Source organism: Paenibacillus sp. GYB004 (genome assembly GCF_036577605.1).
GTDB lineage: Bacteria > Bacillota > Bacilli > Paenibacillales > NBRC-103111 > Paenibacillus_AB > Paenibacillus_AB oceani.
In genome coordinates, this window is record NZ_JARBDB010000008.1 from 251,272 (window position 1) to 276,087 (window position 24,816).

The 24,816-nt window shown below is 54.3% G+C and carries 24 protein-coding genes; 6 read left to right on the forward strand and 18 right to left on the reverse strand.

Annotated elements, in window-relative coordinates; translation table 11 throughout:
• Positions 1–155 precede the first annotated feature (155 nt).
• From ypeB to PV433_RS05180, 5 genes are all read right to left on the reverse strand, one after another.
• The gene (gene ypeB / locus PV433_RS05160) at positions 156–1,508 is read right to left on the reverse strand and encodes a germination protein YpeB (protein WP_332071109.1); all 1,353 of its coding nucleotides are present in this window, start codon (positions 1,506–1,508) and stop codon (positions 156–158) included.
• A 127-nt stretch (positions 1,509–1,635) separates the two neighbouring features.
• Entirely contained in the window at positions 1,636–1,788 is a 153-nt protein-coding gene (locus tag PV433_RS05165) for a hypothetical protein (protein WP_190925254.1), read from the reverse strand.
• Between the two features lie 48 nt (positions 1,789–1,836).
• Positions 1,837–2,532: a glutamic-type intramembrane protease PrsW gene (prsW, locus tag PV433_RS05170; protein WP_332071110.1), complete on the reverse strand. Its 696-nt coding sequence runs from the start codon at positions 2,530–2,532 to the stop codon at positions 1,837–1,839.
• Positions 2,533–2,662: 130 nt separating this feature from the next.
• Positions 2,663–3,262, reverse strand: coding sequence for a genetic competence negative regulator (locus PV433_RS05175; RefSeq protein WP_190925258.1), 600 nt, complete (start codon positions 3,260–3,262; stop codon positions 2,663–2,665).
• Positions 3,263–3,658: 396 nt separating this feature from the next.
• On the reverse strand, positions 3,659–3,973 hold the full coding sequence (locus PV433_RS05180) for a hypothetical protein (RefSeq protein ID WP_332071111.1): 315 nt from the start codon (positions 3,971–3,973) through the stop codon (positions 3,659–3,661).
• Positions 3,974–4,204: 231 nt separating this feature from the next.
• Here PV433_RS05180 and PV433_RS05185 point away from each other — a divergent pair, with 231 nt between their 5' ends.
• The gene (locus tag PV433_RS05185; protein ID WP_332071112.1) at positions 4,205–5,101 is read left to right on the forward strand and encodes a polysaccharide deacetylase family protein; all 897 of its coding nucleotides are present in this window, start codon (positions 4,205–4,207) and stop codon (positions 5,099–5,101) included.
• A gap of 91 nt (positions 5,102–5,192) precedes the next feature.
• On the opposite strand, the gene PV433_RS05190 is transcribed toward PV433_RS05185, so the two are convergent.
• Together PV433_RS05190 and PV433_RS05195 are read right to left on the reverse strand one after the other, a co-directional pair.
• Positions 5,193–5,387 carry a hypothetical protein gene (locus PV433_RS05190; RefSeq protein ID WP_190925262.1) on the reverse strand — a complete coding sequence of 65 codons (195 nt, stop codon included), beginning with the start codon at positions 5,385–5,387 and terminating at the stop codon, positions 5,193–5,195.
• Positions 5,374–5,982 carry a CPBP family intramembrane glutamic endopeptidase gene (locus PV433_RS05195; protein ID WP_332071113.1) on the reverse strand — a complete coding sequence of 203 codons (609 nt, stop codon included), beginning with the start codon at positions 5,980–5,982 and terminating at the stop codon, positions 5,374–5,376. The genes PV433_RS05190 and PV433_RS05195 overlap by 14 nt, the downstream gene beginning before the upstream one ends.
• Positions 5,983–6,062: 80 nt before the next feature.
• On the opposite strand from PV433_RS05195, the gene PV433_RS05200 reads away from it, so the two are divergent.
• On the forward strand, positions 6,063–6,983 hold the full coding sequence (locus tag PV433_RS05200; RefSeq protein ID WP_332071114.1) for a hypothetical protein: 921 nt from the start codon (positions 6,063–6,065) through the stop codon (positions 6,981–6,983).
• Positions 6,984–7,535: 552 nt separating this feature from the next.
• Positions 7,536–9,128: a phosphoglycerate dehydrogenase gene (gene serA / locus PV433_RS05205; protein ID WP_332071115.1), complete on the forward strand. Its 1,593-nt coding sequence runs from the start codon at positions 7,536–7,538 to the stop codon at positions 9,126–9,128.
• A 179-nt stretch (positions 9,129–9,307) separates the two neighbouring features.
• Here the strand turns inward: serA and PV433_RS05210 are convergent, their stop codons facing one another.
• From PV433_RS05210 to PV433_RS05255, 10 genes are all read right to left on the reverse strand, one after another.
• Positions 9,308–11,113 (reverse strand): ATP-binding protein, encoded by a 1,806-nt coding sequence (locus PV433_RS05210; RefSeq protein ID WP_332071116.1) that lies wholly within the window; start codon positions 11,111–11,113, stop codon positions 9,308–9,310.
• A gap of 1 nt (position 11,114) precedes the next feature.
• Complete coding sequence (locus PV433_RS05215) at positions 11,115–11,834, reverse strand: response regulator transcription factor (RefSeq protein ID WP_317891146.1); 720 nt, start codon at positions 11,832–11,834, stop codon at positions 11,115–11,117.
• A gap of 39 nt (positions 11,835–11,873) precedes the next feature.
• The gene (gene ccsA, locus PV433_RS05220; protein WP_332071117.1) at positions 11,874–13,127 is read right to left on the reverse strand and encodes a cytochrome c biogenesis protein CcsA; all 1,254 of its coding nucleotides are present in this window, start codon (positions 13,125–13,127) and stop codon (positions 11,874–11,876) included.
• Between the two features lies 1 nt (position 13,128).
• On the reverse strand, positions 13,129–14,814 hold the full coding sequence (gene resB / locus PV433_RS05225; protein ID WP_332071118.1) for a cytochrome c biogenesis protein ResB: 1,686 nt from the start codon (positions 14,812–14,814) through the stop codon (positions 13,129–13,131).
• A 15-nt stretch (positions 14,815–14,829) separates the two neighbouring features.
• The gene (gene resA, locus PV433_RS05230) at positions 14,830–15,354 is read right to left on the reverse strand and encodes a thiol-disulfide oxidoreductase ResA (protein WP_332071119.1); all 525 of its coding nucleotides are present in this window, start codon (positions 15,352–15,354) and stop codon (positions 14,830–14,832) included.
• A gap of 75 nt (positions 15,355–15,429) precedes the next feature.
• Entirely contained in the window at positions 15,430–16,179 is a 750-nt protein-coding gene (locus PV433_RS05235) for a pseudouridine synthase (protein ID WP_332071120.1), read from the reverse strand.
• 19 nt (positions 16,180–16,198) lie between these two features.
• Positions 16,199–16,540 (reverse strand): peptidoglycan recognition protein family protein, encoded by a 342-nt coding sequence (locus PV433_RS05240; RefSeq protein ID WP_332071121.1) that lies wholly within the window; start codon positions 16,538–16,540, stop codon positions 16,199–16,201.
• Between the two features lie 289 nt (positions 16,541–16,829).
• Positions 16,830–17,372 (reverse strand): spore maturation protein, encoded by a 543-nt coding sequence (locus PV433_RS05245; RefSeq protein WP_332071122.1) that lies wholly within the window; start codon positions 17,370–17,372, stop codon positions 16,830–16,832.
• Between the two features lie 6 nt (positions 17,373–17,378).
• Positions 17,379–17,978: a nucleoside recognition domain-containing protein gene (locus PV433_RS05250; RefSeq protein ID WP_332071195.1), complete on the reverse strand. Its 600-nt coding sequence runs from the start codon at positions 17,976–17,978 to the stop codon at positions 17,379–17,381.
• 31 nt (positions 17,979–18,009) lie between these two features.
• Positions 18,010–19,170 carry a D-alanyl-D-alanine carboxypeptidase family protein gene (locus PV433_RS05255; protein ID WP_442951477.1) on the reverse strand — a complete coding sequence of 387 codons (1,161 nt, stop codon included), beginning with the start codon at positions 19,168–19,170 and terminating at the stop codon, positions 18,010–18,012.
• Between the two features lie 390 nt (positions 19,171–19,560).
• Between PV433_RS05255 and murA the strand changes: the two genes are divergently transcribed.
• A complete protein-coding gene (murA, locus tag PV433_RS05260; RefSeq protein ID WP_332071123.1) occupies positions 19,561–20,865 on the forward strand; it encodes a UDP-N-acetylglucosamine 1-carboxyvinyltransferase in 1,305 nt (434 codons plus the stop codon).
• A 135-nt stretch (positions 20,866–21,000) separates the two neighbouring features.
• Here the strand turns inward: murA and PV433_RS05265 are convergent, their stop codons facing one another.
• Positions 21,001–21,723 carry a FadR/GntR family transcriptional regulator gene (locus PV433_RS05265; protein WP_332071124.1) on the reverse strand — a complete coding sequence of 241 codons (723 nt, stop codon included), beginning with the start codon at positions 21,721–21,723 and terminating at the stop codon, positions 21,001–21,003.
• 254 nt (positions 21,724–21,977) lie between these two features.
• Between PV433_RS05265 and PV433_RS05270 the strand changes: the two genes are divergently transcribed.
• Both PV433_RS05270 and PV433_RS05275 read left to right on the forward strand, forming a co-directional pair.
• Positions 21,978–23,402, forward strand: a complete 1,425-nt coding sequence (locus PV433_RS05270; RefSeq protein ID WP_332071125.1) for an FAD-binding oxidoreductase — start codon at positions 21,978–21,980, stop codon at positions 23,400–23,402.
• Complete coding sequence (locus PV433_RS05275) at positions 23,389–24,816, forward strand: (Fe-S)-binding protein (RefSeq protein ID WP_442951478.1); 1,428 nt, start codon at positions 23,389–23,391, stop codon at positions 24,814–24,816. Before PV433_RS05270 ends, PV433_RS05275 begins: the two co-directional genes overlap by 14 nt.

The window sequence follows — 24,816 nt, forward strand, 5'->3', positions numbered from 1 at the left end:
GAACAATTACAAGAAATAATGTTCATTAATCGACGAAAGCCGACAATCCGGCAACATGCGCACCGGCTCCAGCTCTTACAGCAGTAATCATCATAGTGCAAAAAAGAGAAAGCCGTCAAGCGGCCTTCTCCTCGGTGTCTGCTCTTGGTTCGCGTTCAGGTTGCGACATTCGCGTCCGCCTGCTTCAACTGCTCGACCTTCTCCTCGGAACCGGTATCCGCATTAATGTAGATCCGGTAGATGGAGCCGTTGACGCGGCCGGTGAACTGATAACACAACACTTCTTTATCGATGTCGTTTTTAATCAGCGCAAGCGACTGGTCTTCGACGACATAATTCGGATTCAACGATTGTTTCGCTTGCTCGAGCGTCAAGGCCGGCGGCTTTATGTCGCGCTTCCTGTGCTCAAACAAATAATCATTCGCCTGCATGCCCGTCACTTCGCCGTTGTCGAGCGCTACCATAACAGTGAGCTTGTCCGGGAAAATCGTAACGTCCCCCTGCTTGGCCGCAAACGTCAGGTTCGCCACATTTTGATAGGTGTCATAGTTGATTGCGGTCATATCCGGATAGTCGTGAGAATCAAGAAACGATTGCGCCGCATCCCGGGCTTGCTCCGGTCCCAGCTTCGTTTCGGCTACGTCACGGGGCGCCATGAACCAGATCAGTCCCCCGCCCTTTTTGGCGAAGTCCATCGACACATCGGTACCGTTCTCGTTTTTGGCCGACAAGCTGAAAGAGCTGTATTCGGTTCCCGCACCGTTCTCGACGACGTTAATATCGTTTAACGTATGTCCGCTCATAAATTGAACCGCTTTTTGCTTCACATCTTCCGCGGTCATATCGTTTCCGGCAAGCGCTGAGTAGGTCCGCTTCTCGAACATCGCCGCCATCGACGGGCCCCAGTTGACTTCCTCATATTCGCTTACTTTTTTGTCGACCGTCTGGAAGCCGTCGATGATCGTGTTGTCCAGCGCTTTCGCCTCTGTAGCAAGCGCCACCTCCACATCCATCCAGCGCAGGCTGTTGGCGATAACTTTCGACTGCACGTCGCGGAGGTCGGTTGTAATTTGCTTGGAATGCTCGTACAGCGCCGTTAAAGTTTTCATCTCATCGTCGTTCAACGGTTCGTTCGTCAAGTTGCGCACCGCCGCCCGGTACGAGAAGTTGGACATGTTGCTTAGAAATTCTTCGGTCTTATTAAACGGCAGCAGCGTCAGCGGCAGTTGGTTGATTTCACTCTGCGCCTGGCTGGTCAGCCGCCATACGTTGACAAGACCTTTGCGCTGCGACGCTTCGGAGGTTGTGTTGAGTGCCAGCGTATTGCCCAGCTCCGTATGCAGCTTGTCTAGGTGGAACGATAAATCGTGAAACGCACGCTGGTATTGATTTTCCGCTTTAATGAGAATCGAGTTTTTCTCCTGGTTCACCTGGTATCCCCATACAACCGCTCCGATCAGCAGCAGGGTCATGATCGGGAACATAACGGCGCTCAGCCTTCTATACATGCTTTGTCGGCTCCTTTCCTTTACCAAAACTGAGATTAGTTTTCGTTGAAGGAGAACGCTTTATGCATCCGGTTGTGGAATAATCGGCAAAAAAAAGACGCCCCGTCAGGCATTGGCAAGGGCGCCTCTACTCCGTATCGATATCGAAATCGCTGTTGTTGCTGCACAAACATTGCTTAAATCCGGTCTCGATCCGTTCCTTCTCCTTTTTGCCGCGCAACACGAACCGCTCTCCGCAAAGCCTGCAGCGAATCGTTACCTTTACTCGCGTACCGTTCATGGGAACCTCCGATAGCAAATTAGCTCTATCTTCAGTATACCCAATCTTTTACAAATTAATCTCTTCTTCCCGGCGCACGGCGCGAAACGGGGATTTGGCGTTCGCCCGGTTAACCCGCCCCATGCCTTGAATCCACAAATAGATCATTAACGGCAAAATGAACCAGATCCAATTGGTCTTAACCTGAAGCAAAATATAATCGAACAACCCGTGCCAAAAGATCGGATACGCCAGCGACTTGAACAGCAGCAGCCTCTCCTGGGAGGGGTCTCCAAACTTCGCCTTCCCGATATAATACCCCATCACGACCGCAAACAGCGCATGGCCCGATACGGGAAGAAACGCGCGGAACAAAAGTGTCGAGAACGAGAACGGATTAAGCAGCGCATAGATGACATTTTCGAGCGTGGCAAAACCGAGCGATACGGATACCGCGTACACGATGCCGTCATACGGTTCGTCGAATACGGTATGCTTGTAAATCGCGTAATATACGATAAACCATTTGATAAATTCCTCGACGAAACCCGTGATGCCAAATGCGAAAATAAACGAATTCTCGCCTATGCCGAGGACGATGGCTCTCTGAATGACCATGGTCGGAAAAACGAGCAGGACGCCGTACAAAAATACGCGTACGACCATATGAATCGGCTCCGAGTGGTATAAATCCTTCAAATAAAAATAAACGAGCAAAGCGATGCCCGGTGCTACGGCAGCTGTGATGACCGCCAACCATTCCATACGGCGTCCCTCCTTTCCATTCGATTTTCGTGAACACGGGAAAAAGCATCCGCAAAAACATCCGTTTTTGAAGATGCTCTATCCGAAGCCGGGGCAGCGTCACGAAACTCGTCTTGTGCATCCGGTCGTCTCATTGGCGGAAATGTTCACACAGACTCTTTACCGCGGACTCGGCAATGATTCGTTTGCCGTATTCGTCCAGAACTGCCGTCGTGACCGAAGTCGCTTCGCCGAATTCGGATAATATGGCGATAAGCGCCTGATCGCGCGACTCATCCGATTCGCTCGGAAGAATTTGCAGGATATACTTATCTTTATAGTGGTAGAGGGCACCGTCGGTAATCCCTATTCCAAATGCTATATGAGACGCCTTCAACAAGTGCTCGAAATCGTGAAACGCATACGAGATCACGTCGCTCTGCTCAAGCGTCACTTCCATCTCGTATACCTCTTCAGCCTCTTCCTCGTCGACCGCATCGGTGCTTTGTACCTTGCCCCGGGTCACGATGACGACCATGCCCTGAGCGGGCAGCTGAAATACTTCTACGGCCAGAGGGCCTGAAGCGTCGAATCCGAGTTCCGTATAGGCTTGCTCCATCATTTCGCTAAACAGTTCATGGACTTTCGGAATTTCGCGCCACATATCTTCCTTCTGTATGCCGCGTTCCGTCAGATCGTCGAATGTCAGGAAAATCCTAATCTTATCTAAACTCAAGCGCTCAATTTTCATGACAGGACCTCCCCTTCCACTCCCACTTCCACTTCTGTGATAACAGAGTATGACGCCTTGCAACGAATGGTGAACCTCGAATGCTGGCTTGTATCATCATGTTACCATGTTTTCAAGGAGGATGCACTATAAAGTTGGCTTTATGCAATCGTTCCGGGCTTGCTGGAAGCCGTTTTCGGCTACTATCAATATAGTCGGAGACGGAGTAAAATAACCCCGTTTTTCACACTTTTCATCGCCCTGAATAGAAGTTTTCTTATGTATATTGGAAAGAAGCGCTTACAGTTCCATCCGGTAAACCGAATATAGTGAAAAATCCGGCTCCCTCTGGGACGCCGGACTTTTCTTCTGTTTGCTTTAATTTATAAAAGCGATGTGCCTGCCTGTCCGAAAGTGTTATTGGGTCATGTAGCTGCTCTCGGATTTGTTCAGAATTTCGTCCACTTGGCTTTTTACGGCCACATCTTGCGCGATCAGTTCCTCGACCTGACCGAGACCCGACTCGCTGCGGCTGGAATTGGACGAAGACGAAAACTTATCCGAATGACTGCTGCTTGAGGCAAATTTAACCGGCTTGGACGAGGTCGGTTTGCTGAACATGTCGCTCGTCTGGCTCGTAAGACCGGCAAACGGCATATGTTTGCCCCGCATATAATAAACGACGGCTGCTGCCCCGACTACGCCGCCCAGCAGGAATGCGCCCATTCTCATTGCTGTCCCTCCCGTTGTTGTGATGAAGAATCGTTTATAGGTTGTCCGAACCGCTTCGCCGGCATCCGTGAAAAAATAGGAAGACCGCTCCGTTTAGGAACGAATCCGCTATGGTACAATAAGTCAGTACATCTGTATTCGACATTCGGCCGGGCTTGTCCATATTGTCTCAGGAAGGCTTGACGGGCAGCGTTATGCTGCACAATCCAAAACAGGGAGTCGATACGCACCATGACGATACGAATCTGGAGCAAACCACTGCTGATTGCGGCCTTGTCCGCGCTTCTGCTGTCCACGGCCGCTTGCCGGCAGGCGCCCGGTCCGGAACAACCGCCCTCGCCTGCTCTTTCGGCAGATGGCACAGTAACGGAGGACCGGACGGGGATGCCGGCGAATGAACCTGCGTCTATTCCCCCGGCGGCCGAACCGTCTCCAGGCGAGCCGGCCGGGGAAGCGGATACTTCTGTCGTACCAGCTCCCGACGCCGTCAGCAAAACGTATAAGATGAACAAAAATTACGATATCGTGCCGATAGGCCCTGACAGCAACAAAAAGGTCGTCCTGCTGACATTCGACGACGGGCCGAAGGACAAAGATCAGTTGGAGAAGCTGCTGGGCGCGCTGGACAACCATCACGCCAAAGCGATATTTTTCGTCAACGGTTACCGGGTGCAGAAAAATCCGGAGCTGTTGAAGCTGATTCACCAAAGAGGGCAAACGATCGGCAATCATTCGTGGGATCATATCGATTTGAAAAAAGAACCGGAGGAACGGGTGAACAGCCAGATCGGAGACGTTCAGCGCATCGTAAAAGAGACGATCGGGACGGCCCCTGCGTTTTTCCGCCCGCCGTTCGGTTCCGCGAACGATTACGTCAAAAAACAGGCCGCCAAGGAAAATATGCTGTTCATGACGTGGTCCAACGGCTCGGAAGATTGGCTCTCCACGAACCAGAAGCCCGAAGGCGTCATTAAGCGGGTTTTGGAACAGCTGCATCCGGGAAGCAACATCCTGATGCACGAGCTGCCTTGGACGGCCGATGCGCTTGACGATCTTTTAACCAAGCTGGAGGAACGGGGTTACTCGTTTGTCGATCCGGGACAGATCAATACCGGACTGGAGCCGTAGGTCATGTATGCGGCAATACGCATTTGGAAAAAACCTTCAAATTCCGTCCGGACGGAGCTTGAAGGTTTTCGTATAATTTGGAATATTCGTCTTATTGGCCGTACATCTGATACCAGAAAATGATGCCGATTGTCAATAAAATTAACAGGATGACCAGACTGGCCTGAAATATTTTCGTCGCTTTGGCGTTGTCCGACGAATGGATCACGCGTCTGGGCGGAAGCCGCATGTCGTCTTCATCAGGAAGCGAGTGCGTCGTGTCGTTTGAAGATTTAGCGTTCTCCATCTACCTCATCCTTCCGATAACGTATGATGCATCCCATCACAAAATCGATTATAAAATGCGCAGCGATCGGAGCCCAGAGCGATCCGGTAAACAGGTACAAATGGCCCAGACCGTAGCTGATCAGAAAAACCATCCCCGTCATCAGCCAATGACGCAAGTAACGGACATGGATCGCTGCGAACAGGATGCTGGTCCAGTAAGGGCCGAAGGCATGCTGAATCGCTCCGCGGAAGAGCAATTCCTCGCAAATGGCGACAATAAGCGATATAACGCCGATATGCCACAAAGGCCGGTTGCCGAACAGTTTTTTGTTAATTCCCCCGTCGTCGGTCACTTCCTCGGGCACCCATCTGGCGATCAGCCAGTCAAATACGAGCACCGCTGCGGCAAAAACCGCACCCCATCCCAGCACCGAGATGCCGCCCGGAAATTTCATCACCTGAAAAAGCGTCTGGGACTGAAAAAAAATGATCAATATGCCGATAAAGAGAGTAATGGCTTGGGTGATATACAAATTGACCAGGAGCATCCGGTCGTCCAATTCGCTGGGATCGACTTTGCGGATGCGGATGTTTCTGAAGTTTATTTTTTTCATAGTTCCTCCGGCCTATGCAGTTCACAATTTGGGTACTTTCCCCTATACTTTAGGGAGGAAACTGGACAAGGAGTCGTGACATGAATAAGCGTCTTAACCGCTCGGACTACATTTTATCGCTTTTAATCGTCTTTTTACTTGTTTGCGTCTCAGGCGCCTTCTTCTTCGGCGTCAATATCGGAACCAGCCGTGCCGAAGCCCGGTTCGCCTCGCTCCTGGCGGGTCAGGAGGAAGCCTCCAAGAAACCCGGAGCGTACGATCAGCAGCATCTCGTATCGTTTTATCATACGATCTACTCCCCTTATCGCGAATTTACGAACCGCTGGTTCGATCAGTTGAAAGAGCTCGATCAGTCTTCGGTGGACGCCTCCGCGGTCATGAAGGAACTGGCCAAGGCGGCCGACGATAAATACGGCGAAATCGCCAAATCGACGACATCCGAGACGTCCCCTCTGCTCGGCGAAGCTCATCAGAACCTGATGAAAGGGCTGAAGCTGTTCGCCGACAGCGCGAAGAAATTTCAATCCAAGGCGAATTCGATGCACCCGAGCGTGCTGCTTACCGAGCTCGATAAGGATGCCTTCATCCGGGAAGCGAAGAAATTTTCGCTGCAAGGCCAGCAGCAATACTATACAGCCATCGTCAAATGGAACGAAACCGTCGATAAGCAGGTGAAAGGGGTCTCGCTGCTCGATCAGCCGGCCCTCACTCCGCAGGACTGGTTGCAGATGAGCCTGAACGTGAAGAACAGCTACATATCCTCGATCTTGTGGAAAGATATCCGTTTCATGCCGTTGTATCCGCAGGATCTTACGGTACGGATTGATGAGATGATCTCAAGCGGTCAGGTCAAGAAGCTGAACCTAAGCGACGTCCAGTCGATCGTCGATCTGCTCGGCGATACGAATGCGGCACGCAAAGGCGACTTCTTGTCCCGCAAGGATAGATGGTACGGCGGCGAGACGATGCCCCAGCTTCCATTCTTTTACGAAAACAAATAAGACCGGTTCCACCCTTCCGCTGCCAGGTCAATCGCGATCTGGCAGTTCGTCTGCCCGCACGGATTGTCTCTACTAGAAGATAACGAAAAACACCGGCAAGTTCAAGGGATCGGGCGGTGAAAACCCTGTTTGCCAGTTGTGTCTATTTTATGTCGGCCTGCCCCTCTCGTCACAAATATGTCTCTAAATGATTGACACTCTCAGGCGGTCGTGATACATTAGGAGCAATGAAATGATGGAACGACAATGACGGAGAATAGCATCTACGATCCCTTCAGAAAGCCGGTGGCCGCTGCGAACCGGTGGCGGTCGTGATGTGATCCACTCCCGAGTCGATGCGCGAAATGAGCCGTAACGAAGCGCAGCCGGGCCGGACCCCGTTATCAATCCAGGTCAATCGACCAAGCAAGGCTGGGCGCGTGAGCGTCCGGCGAATTAGGGTGGCACCGCGAACCAGACTCTCGTCCCTATATACGGTTTCCGTATGTGGACGGGAGTTTTTTGCATTTCCTGCATCATTATTTGCAAGCAGACAGAGGGAGGAACCTGAACATGTACAAGGTGTTAGTATCCGATCCGATCAGCGATATGGGACTGCAGCAGTTGACGGACGCAAGCGATGTTGAAGTAGTAAAGAATACCGGACTAAGCGAGGACGAGCTCGTGGCCATCATCGGCCAGTTCGATGCGCTTCTCGTTCGTTCGCAGACGAAGGTAACCCGCCGGATTATGGAAGCCGGGACGAATCTGAAAGTGATCGGGCGCGCCGGCGTAGGCGTCGACAACATCGACCTGGAAGCCGCTACCAGCCTTGGTATCGTCGTGATCAATGCGCCTGACGGCAACACGATTACCACTTGCGAGCATGCGTTCGCAATGATGATGGCGCTCGCCCGCCATATCCCGCAAGCGTATATGAAAACCGTAACCGGCGAATGGGATCGCAAGTCGTTCGTCGGCGTCGAGCTCCGCAACAAAACGTTCGGCGTCCTCGGACTCGGCCGCATCGGCACGGAAGTTGCCAAACGTGCGATCGCCTTCGGCATGAACGTCCTCGGGTACGATCCGTTTATGACGGAAGATCGTGCCGAGAAGCTCGGCATTAAGCTGGCATCGGTCGACGAGATCGTTCGCAGCGCCGACTTCATGACGGTTCATACGCCGCTGACGAAAGAAACTCATCATATGATCGCAAAACCTCAATTCGAGGTTATGAAAAAAGGGATGCGTATCGTGAACTGCGCCCGCGGCGGCATCATCGACGAGCTTGCCCTCGTAGAAGCGATCGACGAAGGGATCGTGGCCGGCGCCGCGTTCGACGTATTCGAGCACGAGCCGCCGAATCCGGACCATCCGTTCCTGAAGCATCCTAAAATTATCGTGACTCCGCACCTGGGCGCATCGACGATCGAAGCGCAGGAAAATGTAGCGATCGACGTTTCGGAGCAAGTCATTAATATTTTGCGCAACGAGCCGTTCAAAAACGCAGTGAATATGCCGCCGATTCCGGCTGAACTTCTGAATAAGATCCAGCCTTACTTCAAGCTGTGCGAGAAGCTCGGCAGCTCGCTCGCCCAGATGACCGAAGGCGCCGTACGCGAGATTACGATCAACTACTCCGGCGAGCTGGCGGATCTGGATACGAATCCGCTCACCCGTTACGTGCTGAAGGGCATCTTGTCCCACCACCTCGGGGCCGAGCAGGTGAACGCCGTCAACTCGATGCATCTGGCCAAACAACGTGACGTCAACATCGTCATTCAGAAGTCGTCCGCAACCAAAGGTTTTACAAACCGGATCACGCTCAGCATGAAGACGAAAGACGAGGAGCGCTGGGTGTCGGGTACGCTGCTGGCCGGGTTCGGCGAACGGATCGTGCAGATTGGACCTTACCCGGTCGACGTGCCTACAGAAGGCCATCTGCTCCTTATCTCGCACTCGGATAAACCGGGAATCATCGGCCGCGTCGGCACGCTGCTCGGCAGCAACGATGTCAACATCGCTACGATGCAGGTGGGACGTACCGATATCGGCGGCTCGGCGATTATGGTGCTGACGATCGACAAGAAGGCGCCGAAGACCGTTCTCGAGCAATTGTCGAACTTGCCCGAAATTAAACGGGTGCGTGAGATCGGCCTCGTATAATCGCCGTATATTCGTGATTGTTTCACGTACAACAAGATTTGTCGCGGTCATTCAACACGTTCTACTGAAAAGCGCGGAAAGTCGGGTCCGCCGATTCGGTACGATTCGCCTCCGTTCGATCCATACCGCTTCACGCACAAAAGGCTATCCTCTTCACCGAGGATAGCCTTTTGTGCGTCTTATACGTGCTTATTGGGCAGTTTTATAGTAAAAGTCGTGCCTTCTCCAAGCTCGCTTTCGGCAGAAATCGTGCCCTGATGAGCATCCACAATATTTTTGACGATCGCGAGACCGAGTCCCGTTCCGCCGGAAGGGCCGCGGGTTCTCGCTTTGTCGGCTTTGTAAAACCGCTCGAAAATGTAAGGCAAATCTTCGCGCGGAATGCCTTGCCCTCCGTCCTGGATCTCGATCTGCACGATCTCGTCCTTCCTACCGCCTGCCCGGGACACGCAGATAGCGATCCACGAGCCGGAAGGCGTATGGCGCACCGCATTGTCGAGCAAATTCGTCAAAACTTGTTCGAGTCTGTCTTCATCGGCGAGATAAAGCGTGATCGGCTCCGCCGGCATCTCCAGCTTCAAGGCGAGGCCCCGGTCTTTGCACAACGCTGAAAACTTGCGGTGTACCCGCTGGATCAGCGGCTCCAGCTCGAACTCCCGGAAGCTGAGCTCGATATGTCCCGCTTCCATCCGGGCGAGGTCGAGCAAATCTTTGACCAGCCGCCCCATCCGCAACGACTCGTCATGAATGACCTGCGCCAGCTCGCGGCGTTCTTCCGGCGTCGCCGCGATATCGTCGAGCAGCGCTTCGCTGTAACCCTGCAGCATCGACAGCGGCGTCCGCAGCTCATGCGATACATTCGCCACGAAATCTTTGCGCAGCTTGTCCAGCCGGTGCTCCTCCGTCACATTCCGCAATACCGCAACCGTTCCCCTTAACCCCTCCGGCGAATACAGGGGAGCCATAACGACGGAATACACGTTGTTGCGGACGTGAATATTGGAGATCATGTCCTTGTTGCCTTTAACCACTTCTTCGAACAGCGGCTGAAGCGGCTGCGGAACCGTCGCTCCTTCATCTCTCCCGGCCTGATCCCAGCCGATCTCGCTCCATTCGGCCACCAGCTTCTCGCCCTGCGGGTTGGCCAGCAGCAGCCGGCCGTCGGCATCCAGAGTGATAACGGCGTCGGTCATACTTCGCAGCACGCTCGACAGATGCTCTTTCTGATGATTCAACGCATGAATCGTCTCGTCCAGCCGGCCGGTCATATGATTGAAGGCGACGGCCAGCTCGCCGATCTCGTCGGAGGAAGTGACCGGCACCCGGTTTTTGTATTCGCCGAGCGTAATGAAATCCGCCGCCTTCTTCATCTGCAGCAGCGGCTGCGTAATTCGGCTCGACAGGAAAAAGGCGAACAGTGTCGTCAGCAGAAAACCGATTACGCCGGCGATGACGAACAGATTTTGAAAATACGCCTGCGTATAATCGAGCGCGATTTGGGCTTGGTACAAAATGATGACACCGTTAATCGTCTCGGTGTTTTTCTCGCGCTGCGGGACGGCTACGGCCAAAAATCGTTTGCCCGACTGCGGATCGTAATAAATGGAAGGAAACGTTCCTCCCTGCAAAACCTGCTCCAGCTTATCTTTGCCGAACAGGTCGAACGCCTGCAGCTTTGGAACCTGGGTGCCCGAAGCTGGCGGAAGGCTCTCCTCGAACCTGGAATTTAACGATAGCACCGCCGCATCCTGGGCGTCCAGCAGCTCCGCCACCGCCGTAATATAATGGATGTCTTCGCGATGCAGCGACAGGTCGGCCGATACTTTGTAAGCCATCTTCTGAAGGCTTCGTTCCTGATCCTTCGAGTTGGCGAAGTTGGTAGTGAGAAACTGCCCCATAAAAACGCCGTTGATCAAAAGAACAACGGCGACTAATCCGATAATGGTCATCCACAGCTTGCCGACGACGCTTTTCCACAGTTTCACTTTATTTCGGCACCTCGAGCTTGTAGCCTACGCCCCAGACCGTAGTAATCATCGAGGCCGCCTCCGGCGAAACTTTGTTCAGCTTCTCACGCAGCCGCTTGACGTGGGTGTCGACGGTGCGGAGATCGCCGAAAAATTCGTAATTCCAAACGTCTTTTAACAAATCTTCCCGCGAAAACACTTTGTCCGGCGAAGTCGCCAAGTAGTGAAGGAGCTCGTACTCCTTGGGCGTCAGCGCCACCTCTTGTCCGCCCGCCGTTACGCGGTGAGCGTCATGTTCGATGACGAGATGCGGGAATACGATGTTGTTGCTCGCATGAATCGCATCCTTGGCCAGATAAGCGGTCGCGGACGAACGGCGCAGAATCGCCTTCACCCGGTAGATCACTTCCCGCGGGCTGAACGGCTTGACGACATAGTCGTCCGCTCCGACCTCGAAGCCTTGCACCCGGTTGGCCTCTTCCCCTTTGGCCGTCAGCATGATGACAGGGGTCGCTTTCACTTGACGCAGTCTCGCGCACACCTCGGTCCCGTCGATGCCTGGCAGCATGACGTCCAGAAGGATCAGGTCGTAATCGCCCTCCAGCGCTTTCACAAGCGCCGTCTCCCCGTCTTCCGCTTCGTCGATCGTGTACCCTTCCTTCTCCAGGTACATCCGCAGCAGTCTGCGAATCCGCTCCTCATCGTCAACTACCAGAATGCTCGCTTTCATATCCATCATGAACCGTTCACTCTCCTTTGGGAGCATCGATTGAAACCATTACACGCCTGCATACGAATGAAGACCGGCTATGATCAGATTGACGCCGATCAGCGTAAACATCACGACGACGAATCCGATAACCGCCATCCAGGCTGATTTGCGACCCTGCCATCCGCGGGACAGACGGAAATGCAAGTAAGCGGTATAAAACAGCCAGGTGATCAGAGCCCATACTTCCTTCGGGTCCCAGCCCCAGAACCGGCCCCATGCCTCGTGCGCCCAGATCATGGCGAAGATAAGCGCGCCCAGCGTAAAGATCGGAAATCCGATCGCAATCGCCCTGTAGCTGATCTCATCCAAATCTTCGGCATCCATTCCGCTCATGGCCGGATGAATCGCCGCACCGATCTGCTTGCGGAGAATAAGCCGGAGCAGCATGTATACGATGAATCCGGCCAGCAGCGCCCAGACGAACGTATTCAATTTCCTTCCCGCATTAACCCCGTTCATCCAGGACGGCGCCGTAAATAACGGTTCTTTCATGCCGAGGAACGGCTGCATGCTCTCAGTCGTACTGTTGAACGGTTTCACGATCGGAGGCAACACATAATCGACCTTGTTCGTTTCGACATATTCCTTGCCGGTCTGGTCGACCTTCGTTACTTCCTGCATGAAGGACGCTTCGTAATTGATTCCTTTAAATACATACACACTGACGATAAACGAAACGATCATCAAAACGACGAAGATGACGATTTCGACTCCCCGCCGCTCCCGGCGGTCCGACTTGGACTGCCCGGAATAATTGATGACACGGATCAGGTACATCAGACCGGCAGCAAAGCCGACCGCGAAGAACGCCTCTCCGAGCGCCGCTGTCGTCACGTGAATTTTCAGCCAGTAGCTCTGCAGAGCCGGAATGAGCGGCTGAATATCCGGAGGAAATACGAGCGCGTAAGAGAGGATGATTACGCCGACCGGCATGGCGAACATGCCGAGAATCGCTGTACGGTAGATCAGATAGACGATGATAAATGCAAGTACAATCATCATCGCCAAAAAGGTCATGAATTCAAACATGTTGCTCGTCGGAATATATCCGGCCGCATACCATCTTGTAATGAAGAAAACCAGCTGAGCGGCAAATCCGGTAATGGTCGTCGCTAGACCGATCTTCCCCCATCGCTTCGTATGTCCTTCCGGGTCGCGCTCGCTCCACTTCTTCCCGGTGACCGCGATAACGAAGCCGAAAAACGACAAGGTGTACAAGATTAGGGCGATCAATAAAAAAGTTCCGCTGACAGTTTCCATATTAAGCTTTGCTCACCTCATTGGCCAGCTGCTTGGGTTCGACGTCGATGCCCATCTGTTTGAGCATTCCCGCCGTTTCGCCGCGCAGCCCGTACCAGTTTTTATTCGTATGTGCGCCGAGCGTCAACCGGTTGCCTTCGTCAAATCGGAGCCAGATGCGCCGGTGCTGCCAATAGATGCCCATGACGACACCGATCATGAAGATAGCTGCTCCCGTAAAAATGTAAGGCAGCGCAATGTCTTTGCGAATATTCAAATAGCTGGTGTAGGCGGCAATCTCGACGTCTTCCATCGAGTCAACCGAGATGTCCCAGGCTTCGGCGAAAGCGCCGTTAATTTTGTCCTGGCTGAACTTCACCTTATCGATTTCCTTCGGGAAATAGAAGTAAGGCTGTCCGCTCTCCGGCAGTTGCGGCCCGGTAATCATAAACAAAAATGCCGGCGCATTCGGTTCGTTCGATACGGTAATCGGCATTCCTTTGTCATTAACGGAGAAGTCGGGGAAATACTCCTTCAGCTCCAGCTTGTACGGCCCGGCCTCGTATGACAACGCGGGATTTTTCATCCTCACTTCAAAAGGCCCGTACGATTCCCCGGTCTGTTTGTTTTTGAGCTTCGGATTAACGGCGAGCAGCTTGGGCGTCTCCGCATAATCGAACTGGTAGACGAGCAGACCTTTGTAGGATAACGGATGGTTGACCGTAATATTTTGCCTCGACACTTCCTTGAGCTGAGGCGGCTTGTCCGGACTGTCACAATTGCTTTCGCATTCGTACAAAATGGCTTTCGTTTCGTACAGTTTGGCGACGATTTTGCCTTGTTCGCGGAACGATTCCGTCATCTCCGTCTCGTCGTAAAACGACACGTTGAACTGTTCGTTCATTAAGTAGTAGTTCGTCTTCGGAATTTTGGTAGGCTCGCCTTCGAGAAATTCGGAATACTGATCCAAATGCCAGCCCGGAAGCCCTCTCATCAGCAGCGCCAGTAAAAAAATAATCAGCCCGATATGGTTGACGTACGGTCCCCATCGGCTGAACCGGTGCTTCTCGGCCAGCAGAGCCGAACCGTCGGTATGCACCTTGTAGCCCTTCTTCCGCAGCTTCTCGGCGCTGCCGGCGACCCAAGCCTCCGGATCGGAAGCGGCTTGCCCTTCTCCCATCGGGACGGTTCCTTCATAGACGACCTTTTGCCTGCGCAGGAAGCTCAGATGTTTGCGGATCTGCTGCTTGCTAAGCGCACGGTACAGCGGCAGCACGCGGTCGAGACTGCATATGACGAGCGACGTGCCGATCATCACCAGCAGGGCGATAAACCACCACGAGCCGTACGTGTCGGACAATCCGAGCTTATAATACAGATCGCCGGACCAGCCGTACGTACTCTTGTAATATTTCGCCGGGTCGACGTTGACGAACGTGTTCTCCTGCGGGTAAATCGTGCCCAGCATCGAGCCGAGCAAGGTGGCCAGGATCAAATAAATCGCAATCTTGACCGAAGAGAAGAAATTCCACACTTTGTCGAGAATCGACGGATTCGCCTTCTGGGAACGCCTCGCTACTCCGTCGTACCGCATCTCTAACGGCTCATTGTCGGCGCCGTTCTCAAACAGCGGTTTCCCGCACGCCTCGCACAAGACAGTCCCCACATGATTTTGGTGACCGCACTCGCATTTTGTGTTCGCAATCACGGGGTTATCGCTCCTTTATTGCTTCAGCATCGGCTGGATCGTCTGTTCGATAAAATTGTCGTCCATCTCAATGGAGGCAATTTTCACGATCTTTCCTGCCGAGTCAACGAAAAATGTCGTCGGATACGAACGAACGGCATAGCGGTCCCGCATACGAAGCTCCTTGTCGAACAGGACGGGAAACGTCATGTTGTACTGACGGACGAAACTTTGCACCGTCACTTTGCTTTCATCCAGATTCAGAGCGAGCACGACGAGCCCTTTGTCTTTCCACTTGTCGTATTGCCGCTGGATCGCCGGCATTTCCCGAACGCACGGCTCGCACCAGGTCCCCCAAAAGTTGACCACGACCGGCTGACCCTTGAAATCGGATAGCGTGTACGATGTGCCGTCAAGCCCTGTTAACGTAAAATCAGGAGCAGCGCTCCCTTCCCGCGGAATCTCGTCCTCGGCGAACAGGCTGCTCCCGATCGTGTACCCGCCGACCAGTAGAACCGCGGTTAATATGATGGCCTGAATCCATCTCCTATGTTGTTTCATCGCGGATCACCTTCGCTTCGTATTGTCAATCCAACTACTCACATTATAGCGAAACTTGACGCTGAAAAAGGGGCGTCATGGCCGCCCTTTTTGAACATTATGTGACTGGAGAGCGGTTCTGCGAAGCTCCTCCACTTCCGCATTCGTCAGCTTCCTGTATTTCCCTCGCATCAATCCGTCCAGCTGAATGGACCCGAATTGAACCCGCTTCAACCGTTCCACCGGAAAATGAATCGCCTCGAACATCCGGCGCACTTGCCGGTTCCGGCCTTCATGGATCGTGATCGATACGATCGTCTCGTTTTTGTCGGGGTTGATATCTACATATTCGACTTCCGCCGGCGCCGTCATCCCGTCCTCCAGCTGAATGCCCTGGCGCAGCTTGTCCAGCGAGTCTCCGTGCGGCACGCCTTTGACGGTCGCATGGTACGTTTTCGCCACATGATGCCTCGGATGGGTGAGCAGGTTGGCCAGCTCCCCGTCGTTGGTCAGCAGCAGCACGCCCTCGCTGTCGTAGTCGAGCCTTCCGACCGGATAGATCCGTTCCTTCACGTCATGTATGTAATCGCTGACGACCTTGCGGCCTTCCGGATCGGAGGCGCTCGTAATGACGCCCTTCGGCTTGTTGAACAGCAAATACGTCATCTGCTGACGGTTGATCGGACGCCCGTCCACTTTTATGACATCGACGGCGGGGTCGACCTTCACCCCGAGCGTCGTTACCGTCTCGTCGTTCACTTCCACTCGACCCGCCGTAATGATCTCTTCGCACTTCCGGCGCGATGCTACGCCCGCTTGGGCCAGCACTTTTTGCAATCGTTCCATTATAATGGTCACCTCAAACCTAATGATAACCATCCTTTGGCGAAATCACAAGCTCGGACCATGGAAAAAACGAGCCGGGACAAACGTCGCTGTGCGACAGCGAATGGTTCGGATCGAACCCGAACGTTTCGGCGAGTCGGAGCACCAGCTTCTGCAAAACGAAAAACTGTTCCTCCATCAGTCCCGACATCGCTTCCTCCGGTCGGGAGAAGTCCCCCTCTACGCAAATATGAATCATCGCCGGATCGGTCGCCTCGGATGCCGGGATAATCGTTCCACGGCGCGTAATATAAAAGTCGTACCCCTTTCCGTTAATCGCGGAGCAAACGGAATGATGAATCGTAATGCCGGTCGGCCGCATCCGGCCTCACCTCGCCTTCTCGTGCTACCTTATTATATGTAGGCGGAAGGAAGGGGTGCGCGGATGCGGCCCGGGACAGGGTGGATGAGGGAAACCTTCCGGCAGCAAACTTTTTATTGAAAAAGCTATTAAGCGAAACCGTCCGGTAACGTCCGGAAGGTCCTTATCGCGTGCAAACCCGCACGTTAGCGCGGGGAGGTGATGGATTTTTGATTCTAGAGCTCTAAAAAAGCCCGCCGCTGAAACGGAAATCTCCGCTTCGCAGACGAGCCCGGAATCCCCCTGCTTGTTACCCCGCCGTACCGAAAATAATCAAACAGATGGCGACGGCCGCCACAAAACCGACCAGATCGGAAAACAAACCGACCTTTAACGCATATCGTCCCTTCCGTACGCCTACGGCACCGAAGTAAACCGTCAGGACGTACAAGGTCGTATCCGTGCTGCCCTGGATCGTCGAGGCGATTCTGCCGATCATCGAGTCGGGCCCGTACTCGCCGATCAGGTCAGCCGTAAAGGCGAGCGAGCCGGAGCCGGTAATGGGGCGCAAAATCGCGAGAGGCAGCACCTCCCCGGGAACCCCTATATATTGAAGCATCGGCTTCATCCAGTTGAGCATGACGTCCATAGCCCCGGAAGCGCGAAAGACGCCGATGGCCACCATCATCCCGACCAGGTGCGGAATGATTTTGACCGCCGTATCGAATCCGTCCTTGGCCCCCTCGACGAACGATTCGTAGACGGGCACTTTTTTGTATACCGCATACAGCGGAATGAGTACAATCAATACCGGAATCGCCCAGGCGGACAATACGGAGACGAACGTATACAAGCGCATTCACCCTTTCGGGACAGTTTTGGCGAGCAGCCGCCTTCGGCACCATCTGTCGGCGACGATCGCAGCCAGTGTGGCGATCGCCGTAGCGAGAAGCGTCGTCCCTACAATTTCAGCCGGATTGGCGGAATTGTAGTTCATCCGGATGGCGATCAAAGTAGTCGGAATGAGTGTTATGCTCGCCGTATTGAGCGCAAGCAGCGTGCACATGGCCGGGCTCGCCGTGTCCTTGTCCGGATTCAGCGTCTGCAGCTCCTGCATCGCTTTGATTCCCATCGGAGTCGCAGCATTGCCCAGTCCCAACAGATTGGCGCTCATATTGGACATGATGTAGCCGACAGCCGGATGATCTTTAGGAACGTCCGGAAACAGCAGGCGCACGACAGGACGAAGCAGCACGGCGATTTTGCGCAGCAGGCCGGAGTCTTCGGCGATCCGCATCATGCCGAGCCAGAACACTAAAATGCTGATCAGACCGAAGCTGATCGTCACTCCGCTTTTGGCCCCGTCAAACACCGCTTTCGTGACCGCTTCGACGTTACCCTGCGCAGCGGCGACGGCAAACCCGGCAGCTATAAAAAAGAGCCATATCCAGTTAACGATACCGATCCCCTCCCAGTAGAGACGGCCACCTTTATTCCGATAAGACGAACAGCCGACGCACCGTCTCCTTCAGCGTCTGCTGCCACAACCCAAGCCGGGTGACCCTGTACTTGTCGCTTTCCCTGAAGCTGAAGGCCGACCGGTCTTTCGCTTCCAGGCGCGGGCTGCCTTCCGCATACAGCGGAACCGATCCGATCGGCGTGCCCGACAAATAAAAGAACAACGTTCCGCGCTCTCCAAGCCGGTACTCAGACGCCGCCGGATCGAGCAATACCGCCTCTTTGCGGATCAAGCCGGACTCTTCCTCGTACAGCGGATAGGAGAACGTCCGGCCGACCGCCACAGGCAGATTCTCGATCTTATCCCCTCTGCGAACGAGATCGCGCAAAGGATAATTCGCAAATCCGTAGTCCAGCAGCTTCTTATGGTCGAGCCAATCGTTCGGATCGTTTAAGGTGACGACTGCAATCTGCTGGCCGTCGCGGGTAGCGGAGGAGACGAGACACCTTTTGGCCAGCTTCGTATACCCGGTCTTCACCCCGTCCGCGCCTTCATAAATCGACAGCATCTTGTTTTTGTTCATCCATGTATAGTCCCAATCCTCGTGCGGGTTCGGCGCCGATTTCGTTTTCGTTTTGACGATATCGCGAAATACGGGATTGCGGAGCGCATAAGCGGTCAGTTTGGCCATATCGGACGCTGTCGAGTAGTGGCCTTCCTCGTCCAGGCCGCTCGGATTTTTGAACTGCGACCGGGTCATACCGGCCAGCTCCGCTGTCTCGTTCATTAGATAAACGAACCCCTCGAGCGACCCGCCGACATGTTCGGCAATCGCCGTAGCCGCATCGTTGCCCGAACGGAGCATAAGCCCGTACAGCATATTTTCCAGACTCATCTTCTCCCCGGCCCTCAGGTAGATCGACGAGCCCTCCTTGCCGGCGGCTCTGCCGCTGACCTCGACCTGATCGGACAACGTTCCGTGCTCGATCGCTACGATTGCCGTCATAATCTTCGTCAAGCTTGCGATCCGCATCTGCTTGTCACCGTTTTTGGATACGATCAACCGGCCCGACGTCACGTCGACCAGCGCCGCCGCTTCCGCACTCGTCTGCACGCCGGTCGGCGCGGCCATGGTCCATTGCGGCCATATAAGCAGCAGCGCGAGCGACCCTAAGGCGAAACGCCGCAACATTTTGCAATACCCCTCCATCTTCCGTTTCTCACCCCGATCTTGGCGTTATCCGCCGGTTGGTACAAGTATATGCTTATCCGATTCGGATATGAACGGATTGTCCGGACAATCACGGGAAAGGTATGGTGAGACGGAGGCACACAACCGCCCGGCGCGGCTTATAATAGTTAAAATGAATCATGTCCCGGAGAAAAGACACCTTTCGAAACCGATGTAAAAACGGTTCAATCGGACTTGTTTATGCGTGATTACGCGCTTTCCGGCACGTTCCGACAGAGTATATTCTGTCAGATGAAAAATAATGGTTTCACATCCTTCTACTTATTGACTTTCCTCCCCAAACATGAATAAATAGTATGGTGACGACTTTACCGGAAAGTGGGAACCCCATTGAACATCATACGCATCGAACGCTCCGGGCCGTTAAGCGGCTCCGTCAAAATACAAGGCTCCAAAAACAGCTCTCTCGCCCTGATGGCCGCGTGCTGCTTATCCGACCAGCCGATTACTTTATCGGGCATTCCCGACATCTACGACATCCGAATCATTTGCGACATCGCCAGCGACATCGGGATGGGTACGGCGCGGCTTGCGAACGGCGATATCCGGCTTCATCCCGGAACGATCCATAACGCCAACATCGACAAGGACAAAGCTTCGTCCTACCGGGCTTCCTATTACTTCGTCGGCGCGCTGCTCGCCAAGTTCGGCAAAGTAAGCATCGGGTTTCCCGGGGGCGACAATTTCGTCTCCCGCCCGATCGACCAGCATATTAAAGGCTTGAAAGCGATGGGCGCCGAGTTCTCGTTTCATGAAGATCATTACACCGTAGAAGCGAAGAAGCTGAAGGGCGCCGATATTTATTTCGATATGATCACATCCGGCGCCACGATTAACTGCATGCTTGCCGCCGTGCTTGCCGAAGGACGCACCGTACTGCGCGGAGCGGCCAAAGATCCGGAAGTCGTAGATACGGCTATTCTTCTTAACGAGTTGGGCGCCAAAATATCCGGAGCCGGCACGGATACGATCCGCATCGACGGGGTGCGGTCGCTCGAAGGCGGGCACCATACGGTCATTCCGGACCGGTTGATCGCCGGCGCTTTTCTCATGTCGGCGGGGGTCGCCGGCGGGTCCGTTACCGTCACCGACGTAATTCCGGACCATCTGGGCTCGTGCCTCGCCAAGCTGACGGAAATCGGCATGGAGATCGACTACCGGGATCAGAGCATTACCGCGAGTTCAGCCGGCAAGCTGAAGGCGGTTCGCGTGCGTACAGCTATGTACCCCGGTTTCGCCACCGACCTGCAGCAGCCTTTGACCGCTCTGCTTACCCAAGCTTCGGGCAGAAGCATAATCGCCGAGAAAATTTATCCGAAGCGGTTCCAGCACGTAGCTCAGCTGCGCCGGATGGGAGCCGACATCGACGTGCGCGGCAACACGGCTTATATTCGCGGAGGTGCGCCGTTATCCGGGAGCTGGGTGCACGCTACCGACATCCGGGCCGGAACCTGTCTGCTGCTGGCCGGAATGGCCGCCGAAGGAACGACGTTCCTTACCGGTGTCGATCATATCGAGCGGGGTTATGAGGATGCGCTCACCGCGTTCCGCTCACTCGGCGCGCTTATGAGTCTGGAGCAAGTCGACGCTGCCCACGCCGAAGAGAAGCTTCGCATCGGCAATGCCAAGCTGTAACGCGATTCCTTTTTACCGCTTCATACGAAATAAAGAACCTTCGTGCTCCTTTCGGCTTCGAAAGGGAACATGCAAGGTTCTTTTTGGGTTTCGCATCGAACTGCTCAAGGCGGCCAGCCTTAATGCAGTGCGCTCTTATATACTCGATTCGGATAACGCCCGGCGCACGACATTTTCAACCTTAAGCAGATGGGTCCGCATCACCTCATGCGCCCTCTTCTCGTCCTGCTCCCGCACCGCCTCGTAAATATCGGAATGTTCCCTCAGCAGCCGGTTTGCTTCCGCCCGCTCCCCGTAAAACCACAGCTTTCTCGATTCTCTCATACTGTCGTGAAGACGCTGCGACAACGATTCCATCATCGGGATCAGCAGCGAATTGTGCGTAGCTTCCGCCAACTTGAGATGAAACCGGACGTCCGCCTCTTCGCCTTTCGCTTCGTCGTTCAGGTACAGCTCCATCAGCTTCAGCTCGTGCCCGATCGCCTGCAAGTCCTCGGCGCTCCGGTTGCGGGCGGCTAGCGAAGCACAGCCGGTCTCCAATATTTTGCGGACCTCCAGCAGCTCCTGAATCGATTCCGCACTGGCAAATAAAGAGTTGCCTTCGCCCGCCGTCTGTTCCTTCGGAAGCTCGGTACTGACGTACGTCCCCCCACCCTGGCGGATTTCCACAAGTCCCATCGCCTTTAATGCGCTTAACGCTTCGCGGATCGTCGATCGACCGACCCCAAAGCTCGCCGCCAGATCAACGACCGAAGACAGCTTCGTGCCGGGTGCGAATTCCCCGTTTCTAATTCTCGATTTGATTTGCTCCATGACGAGCTCATAACCTTTAAGCGGTTTTACCTGGTCAAATGCCATCGGTCCGGTCCTCCTGTTCCTTTGACTATACGGCCCGTGTCCGGTTCGGAGTCAAAAGGGGAAACTTCCACATCTATTGGGCAATCGCTGCAAACAGTCTCACAGGAAACGTTGCAAAGCTGATACAGCGAAAAATTCGGTGTTTCCCTTCACTTCATGACGAAAAAGGATATACACACATTCTATAGTAAGCTATAATGAGAGAAAAGTCATCTGATGACCTGATCAATTTAACATTAATAGGAGGATTCGGAATGCTGAATCAATCAATCCGCGCCAAGCTTATCGAGATCGTCGGTGAATCGTGGTTTAAGGACGATATGGAAGCGCTGGTCAGCTATTCTTACGACGCTACGCCGATGCAGCAGGCGCTGCCGGACGGCGTTATTTTCCCTTCGACTACCGAGCAAGTATCCGGCATTCTGAAAGTTGCCAACGAGCATCGCATTCCGATCGTGGGCCGCGGCGCGGGAAGCAACCTGTGCGCCGGCACCGTGCCGCTGGAGGGCGGGATCGTCATGGTGATGAACCGGATGAACAAGCTGATCGAGATCGATACCGAAAATTTGACGGCAACGTTTCAGGCCGGTCTGAATACGAAAATGTTCCATATGGAGGTCGAGAAGCTCGGCCTGTTTTACCCGCCTGATCCGAGCAGCATGATCATCTCGACACTTGGCGGTAATATAATGGAGTGCGCCGGAGGGCTGCGCGGTCTGAAATACGGGACGACCAAAGATCACGTCATCGGCCTCGAGGCGGTACTTCCGAACGGCGAGATTATCCGTACCGGCGGGAAGCTGTACAAGGACGTTGCGGGATACGACTTAACCAAGCTGCTGGTCGGCTCGGAAGGGACGCTTGCGATCGTCACGGAAGCGACGGTGAAGCTGATGCCTGCGCCCAAGTACCGGAAAACGATGGTTGCGATGTACAGCGACATCTATGCGGCCGCCCGCTCCGTATCGGCGATCGTCGGCAACCGGATCATCCCGGCTACGCTCGAATTTTTGGATAACGCCACGATCCGGGTCGTAGAAGGCTTTAACAAAATCGGACTGCCCATCGACATGGAAGCGATTCTGCTGATCGAGCAGGACGGCTTGGACGAAAACGTCGTCGAGAACGACATTAAAGAAATCGTGCGGATCTGCAAGGAGCAGGGCGCTGTAGAAGTGAAGATGGCGGCTGACGCATCCGAAGCCGAGAAGCTGATGCTTGCCCGCCGAAGCGCCTTGTCTACTTGTGCGCGCATCCGTCCGACGACGATTTTGGAGGACGCCACCGTCCCTCGTTCCAAAATCGCCGACATGGTTATCGCCATTAACGAGATCGCCAAAAAATACAATGTGCAAATTTGTACGTTCGGCCACGCCGGAGACGGCAATCTGCATCCGACCTGCACGACCGACGCTCGCGACACCGAGGAGATACATCGCGTAGAGCAGGCGTTCGAAGAAATTTTCGAAGCTGCGATCCGGCTCGGCGGCACGATTACCGGAGAGCACGGCGTAGGCGTCGTTAAGGCGCCTTATCTCGAATGGAAGGTCGGTGCGGCAGGCATCGAGGTGATGAAGGCGATCAAGCATGCCTTCGACCCGAACAACATCATGAATCCAGGCAAAATATTTGCCAAACATACCCGGAAAAGAGTGGTGATTGACAATGGCAGCCGTTAAAGAAACCGCTAATCATTCCCATCATCCGGCGCCGTCCGGTTCGACCCCTGAGATAAAGCCGTTAAACCCGCTTGCCCAAACGATGAAAATGCAGCTCAGCTATGACGAACTGACCAACTGTATGCGCTGTGGCTTCTGCCAGGCGGCCTGCCCGACCTTTATCGAGACAGGGCTTGAGGCGGCTTCGCCGCGCGGCCGGATTGCGCTGATGAAGGCGGTCGTCGACGGCATTATGGAGCCGGACCAGAAGTTCCAGAATCAGATGGATCTGTGTCTCGGCTGCCGCGCCTGTGAGCCGGTATGTCCCGCCGACGTCAAATACGGCCATCTGCTGGAGGCGACGCGCGATTCGGTGGAGCAGCACGTCGAACACCGCTGGTTCATTAAGGCAGCCCGCAAAGTTGCCTTCAAGCAAGTATTCCCGAAACAAAACCGGATGAAGCTGGTAGGCAAGCTGCTGCGGACGTACCAAACGTCCGGTCTGCAAAAAGTCGCGCACGGCGTCGGGGTCATGAAGCTGTTCCCGAAAAATATGAGAGAAATGGAGCCGATCTTGCCGGTAGCGTCCGGCCGCGGCGTATTCGAGACGTTCGGAACGCGCGTCCCTGCCAAAGGCGAGAAAATCGGCACTGTAGGCATGTTCCGCGGCTGTCTGATGGACGTGTTGTTCACGGAAACGAATCTGAACACCGTTCGTCTGCTGACCGAAGCCGGGTTCGAGGTCATTATTCCGGAGACGCAAAACTGCTGCGGCGCGCTTCACGCTCATGCCGGCGAGATGAGCCAGGCCAAGGAATTGGCGAAAAAAAACGTGCGCGCATTCCGCGAAGCGAACGTCGATTATATCGCGTCCAATGCGGGAGGCTGCGGAGCGCTGCTGGTCGAATACGATCACCTGCTGCATGACGAGCCTGAATATGCCGACGACGGCAAATGGTTTGCTTCGCGTGTGAAGGACATCAGCTTGCTGCTGCTCGAAAAAGGCCGGCTCCCTTCGTTCGAGGAACCCAAAACGGCACAAGACGACGGCAAGCCGCTTACGATCACGTACCAGGATTCCTGTCATCTGCGCAACGTGATGCGGTCATCGGGAGCTCCCCGCAACCTGATGAACCGGGTCGCCAACGTCAAATTCGTCGAGCTCCAGGGCTCCGACCGCTGCTGCGGCTCTGCAGGCATCTATAACATTGTGCAGACCGAGATGGCCAACCAGATTCTGGAGCACAAGATGGAGCATGTCAAGGAAACGAACGCCCATCTTATGATTACGAGCAATCCCGGCTGTCTGCTGCAGATGAAGCTCGGGATCGAACGCGAGAAGCTGTCGGATCAGATGGAAGCCGTTCATATCGTCGACTTTTTGTATGACCGGTTGAAATCGGATGACCGCTCTACGGACTCCTCTACGAAATAA

Bases quoted from the DNA above. Each gene is read 5' to 3' on its own strand.
- ypeB (WP_332071109.1), bottom strand. From the start codon at position 1,508: ATGTATAGAAGGCTGAGCGCCGTTATGTTCCCGATCATGACCCTGCTG.
- PV433_RS05165 (WP_190925254.1), bottom strand. From the start codon at position 1,788: ATGAACGGTACGCGAGTAAAGGTAACGATTCGCTGCAGGCTTTGCGGA.
- prsW (WP_332071110.1), bottom strand. From the start codon at position 2,532: ATGGAATGGTTGGCGGTCATCACAGCTGCCGTAGCACCGGGCATCGCT.
- PV433_RS05175 (WP_190925258.1), bottom strand. From the start codon at position 3,262: ATGAAAATTGAGCGCTTGAGTTTAGATAAGATTAGGATTTTCCTGACA.
- PV433_RS05180 (WP_332071111.1), bottom strand. From the start codon at position 3,973: ATGAGAATGGGCGCATTCCTGCTGGGCGGCGTAGTCGGGGCAGCAGCC.
- PV433_RS05185 (WP_332071112.1), top strand. From the start codon at position 4,205: ATGACGATACGAATCTGGAGCAAACCACTGCTGATTGCGGCCTTGTCC.
- PV433_RS05190 (WP_190925262.1), bottom strand. From the start codon at position 5,387: ATGGAGAACGCTAAATCTTCAAACGACACGACGCACTCGCTTCCTGAT.
- PV433_RS05195 (WP_332071113.1), bottom strand. From the start codon at position 5,982: ATGAAAAAAATAAACTTCAGAAACATCCGCATCCGCAAAGTCGATCCC.
- PV433_RS05200 (WP_332071114.1), top strand. From the start codon at position 6,063: ATGAATAAGCGTCTTAACCGCTCGGACTACATTTTATCGCTTTTAATC.
- serA (WP_332071115.1), top strand. From the start codon at position 7,536: ATGTACAAGGTGTTAGTATCCGATCCGATCAGCGATATGGGACTGCAG.
- PV433_RS05215 (WP_317891146.1), bottom strand. From the start codon at position 11,834: ATGATGGATATGAAAGCGAGCATTCTGGTAGTTGACGATGAGGAGCGG.
- ccsA (WP_332071117.1), bottom strand. From the start codon at position 13,127: ATGGAAACTGTCAGCGGAACTTTTTTATTGATCGCCCTAATCTTGTAC.
- resA (WP_332071119.1), bottom strand. From the start codon at position 15,354: ATGAAACAACATAGGAGATGGATTCAGGCCATCATATTAACCGCGGTT.
- PV433_RS05235 (WP_332071120.1), bottom strand. From the start codon at position 16,179: ATGGAACGATTGCAAAAAGTGCTGGCCCAAGCGGGCGTAGCATCGCGC.
- PV433_RS05240 (WP_332071121.1), bottom strand. From the start codon at position 16,540: ATGCGGCCGACCGGCATTACGATTCATCATTCCGTTTGCTCCGCGATT.
- PV433_RS05255 (WP_442951477.1), bottom strand. From the start codon at position 19,170: ATGTTGCGGCGTTTCGCCTTAGGGTCGCTCGCGCTGCTGCTTATATGG.
- PV433_RS05265 (WP_332071124.1), bottom strand. From the start codon at position 21,723: ATGGCATTTGACCAGGTAAAACCGCTTAAAGGTTATGAGCTCGTCATG.
- PV433_RS05270 (WP_332071125.1), top strand. From the start codon at position 21,978: ATGCTGAATCAATCAATCCGCGCCAAGCTTATCGAGATCGTCGGTGAA.
- PV433_RS05275 (WP_442951478.1), top strand. From the start codon at position 23,389: ATGGCAGCCGTTAAAGAAACCGCTAATCATTCCCATCATCCGGCGCCG.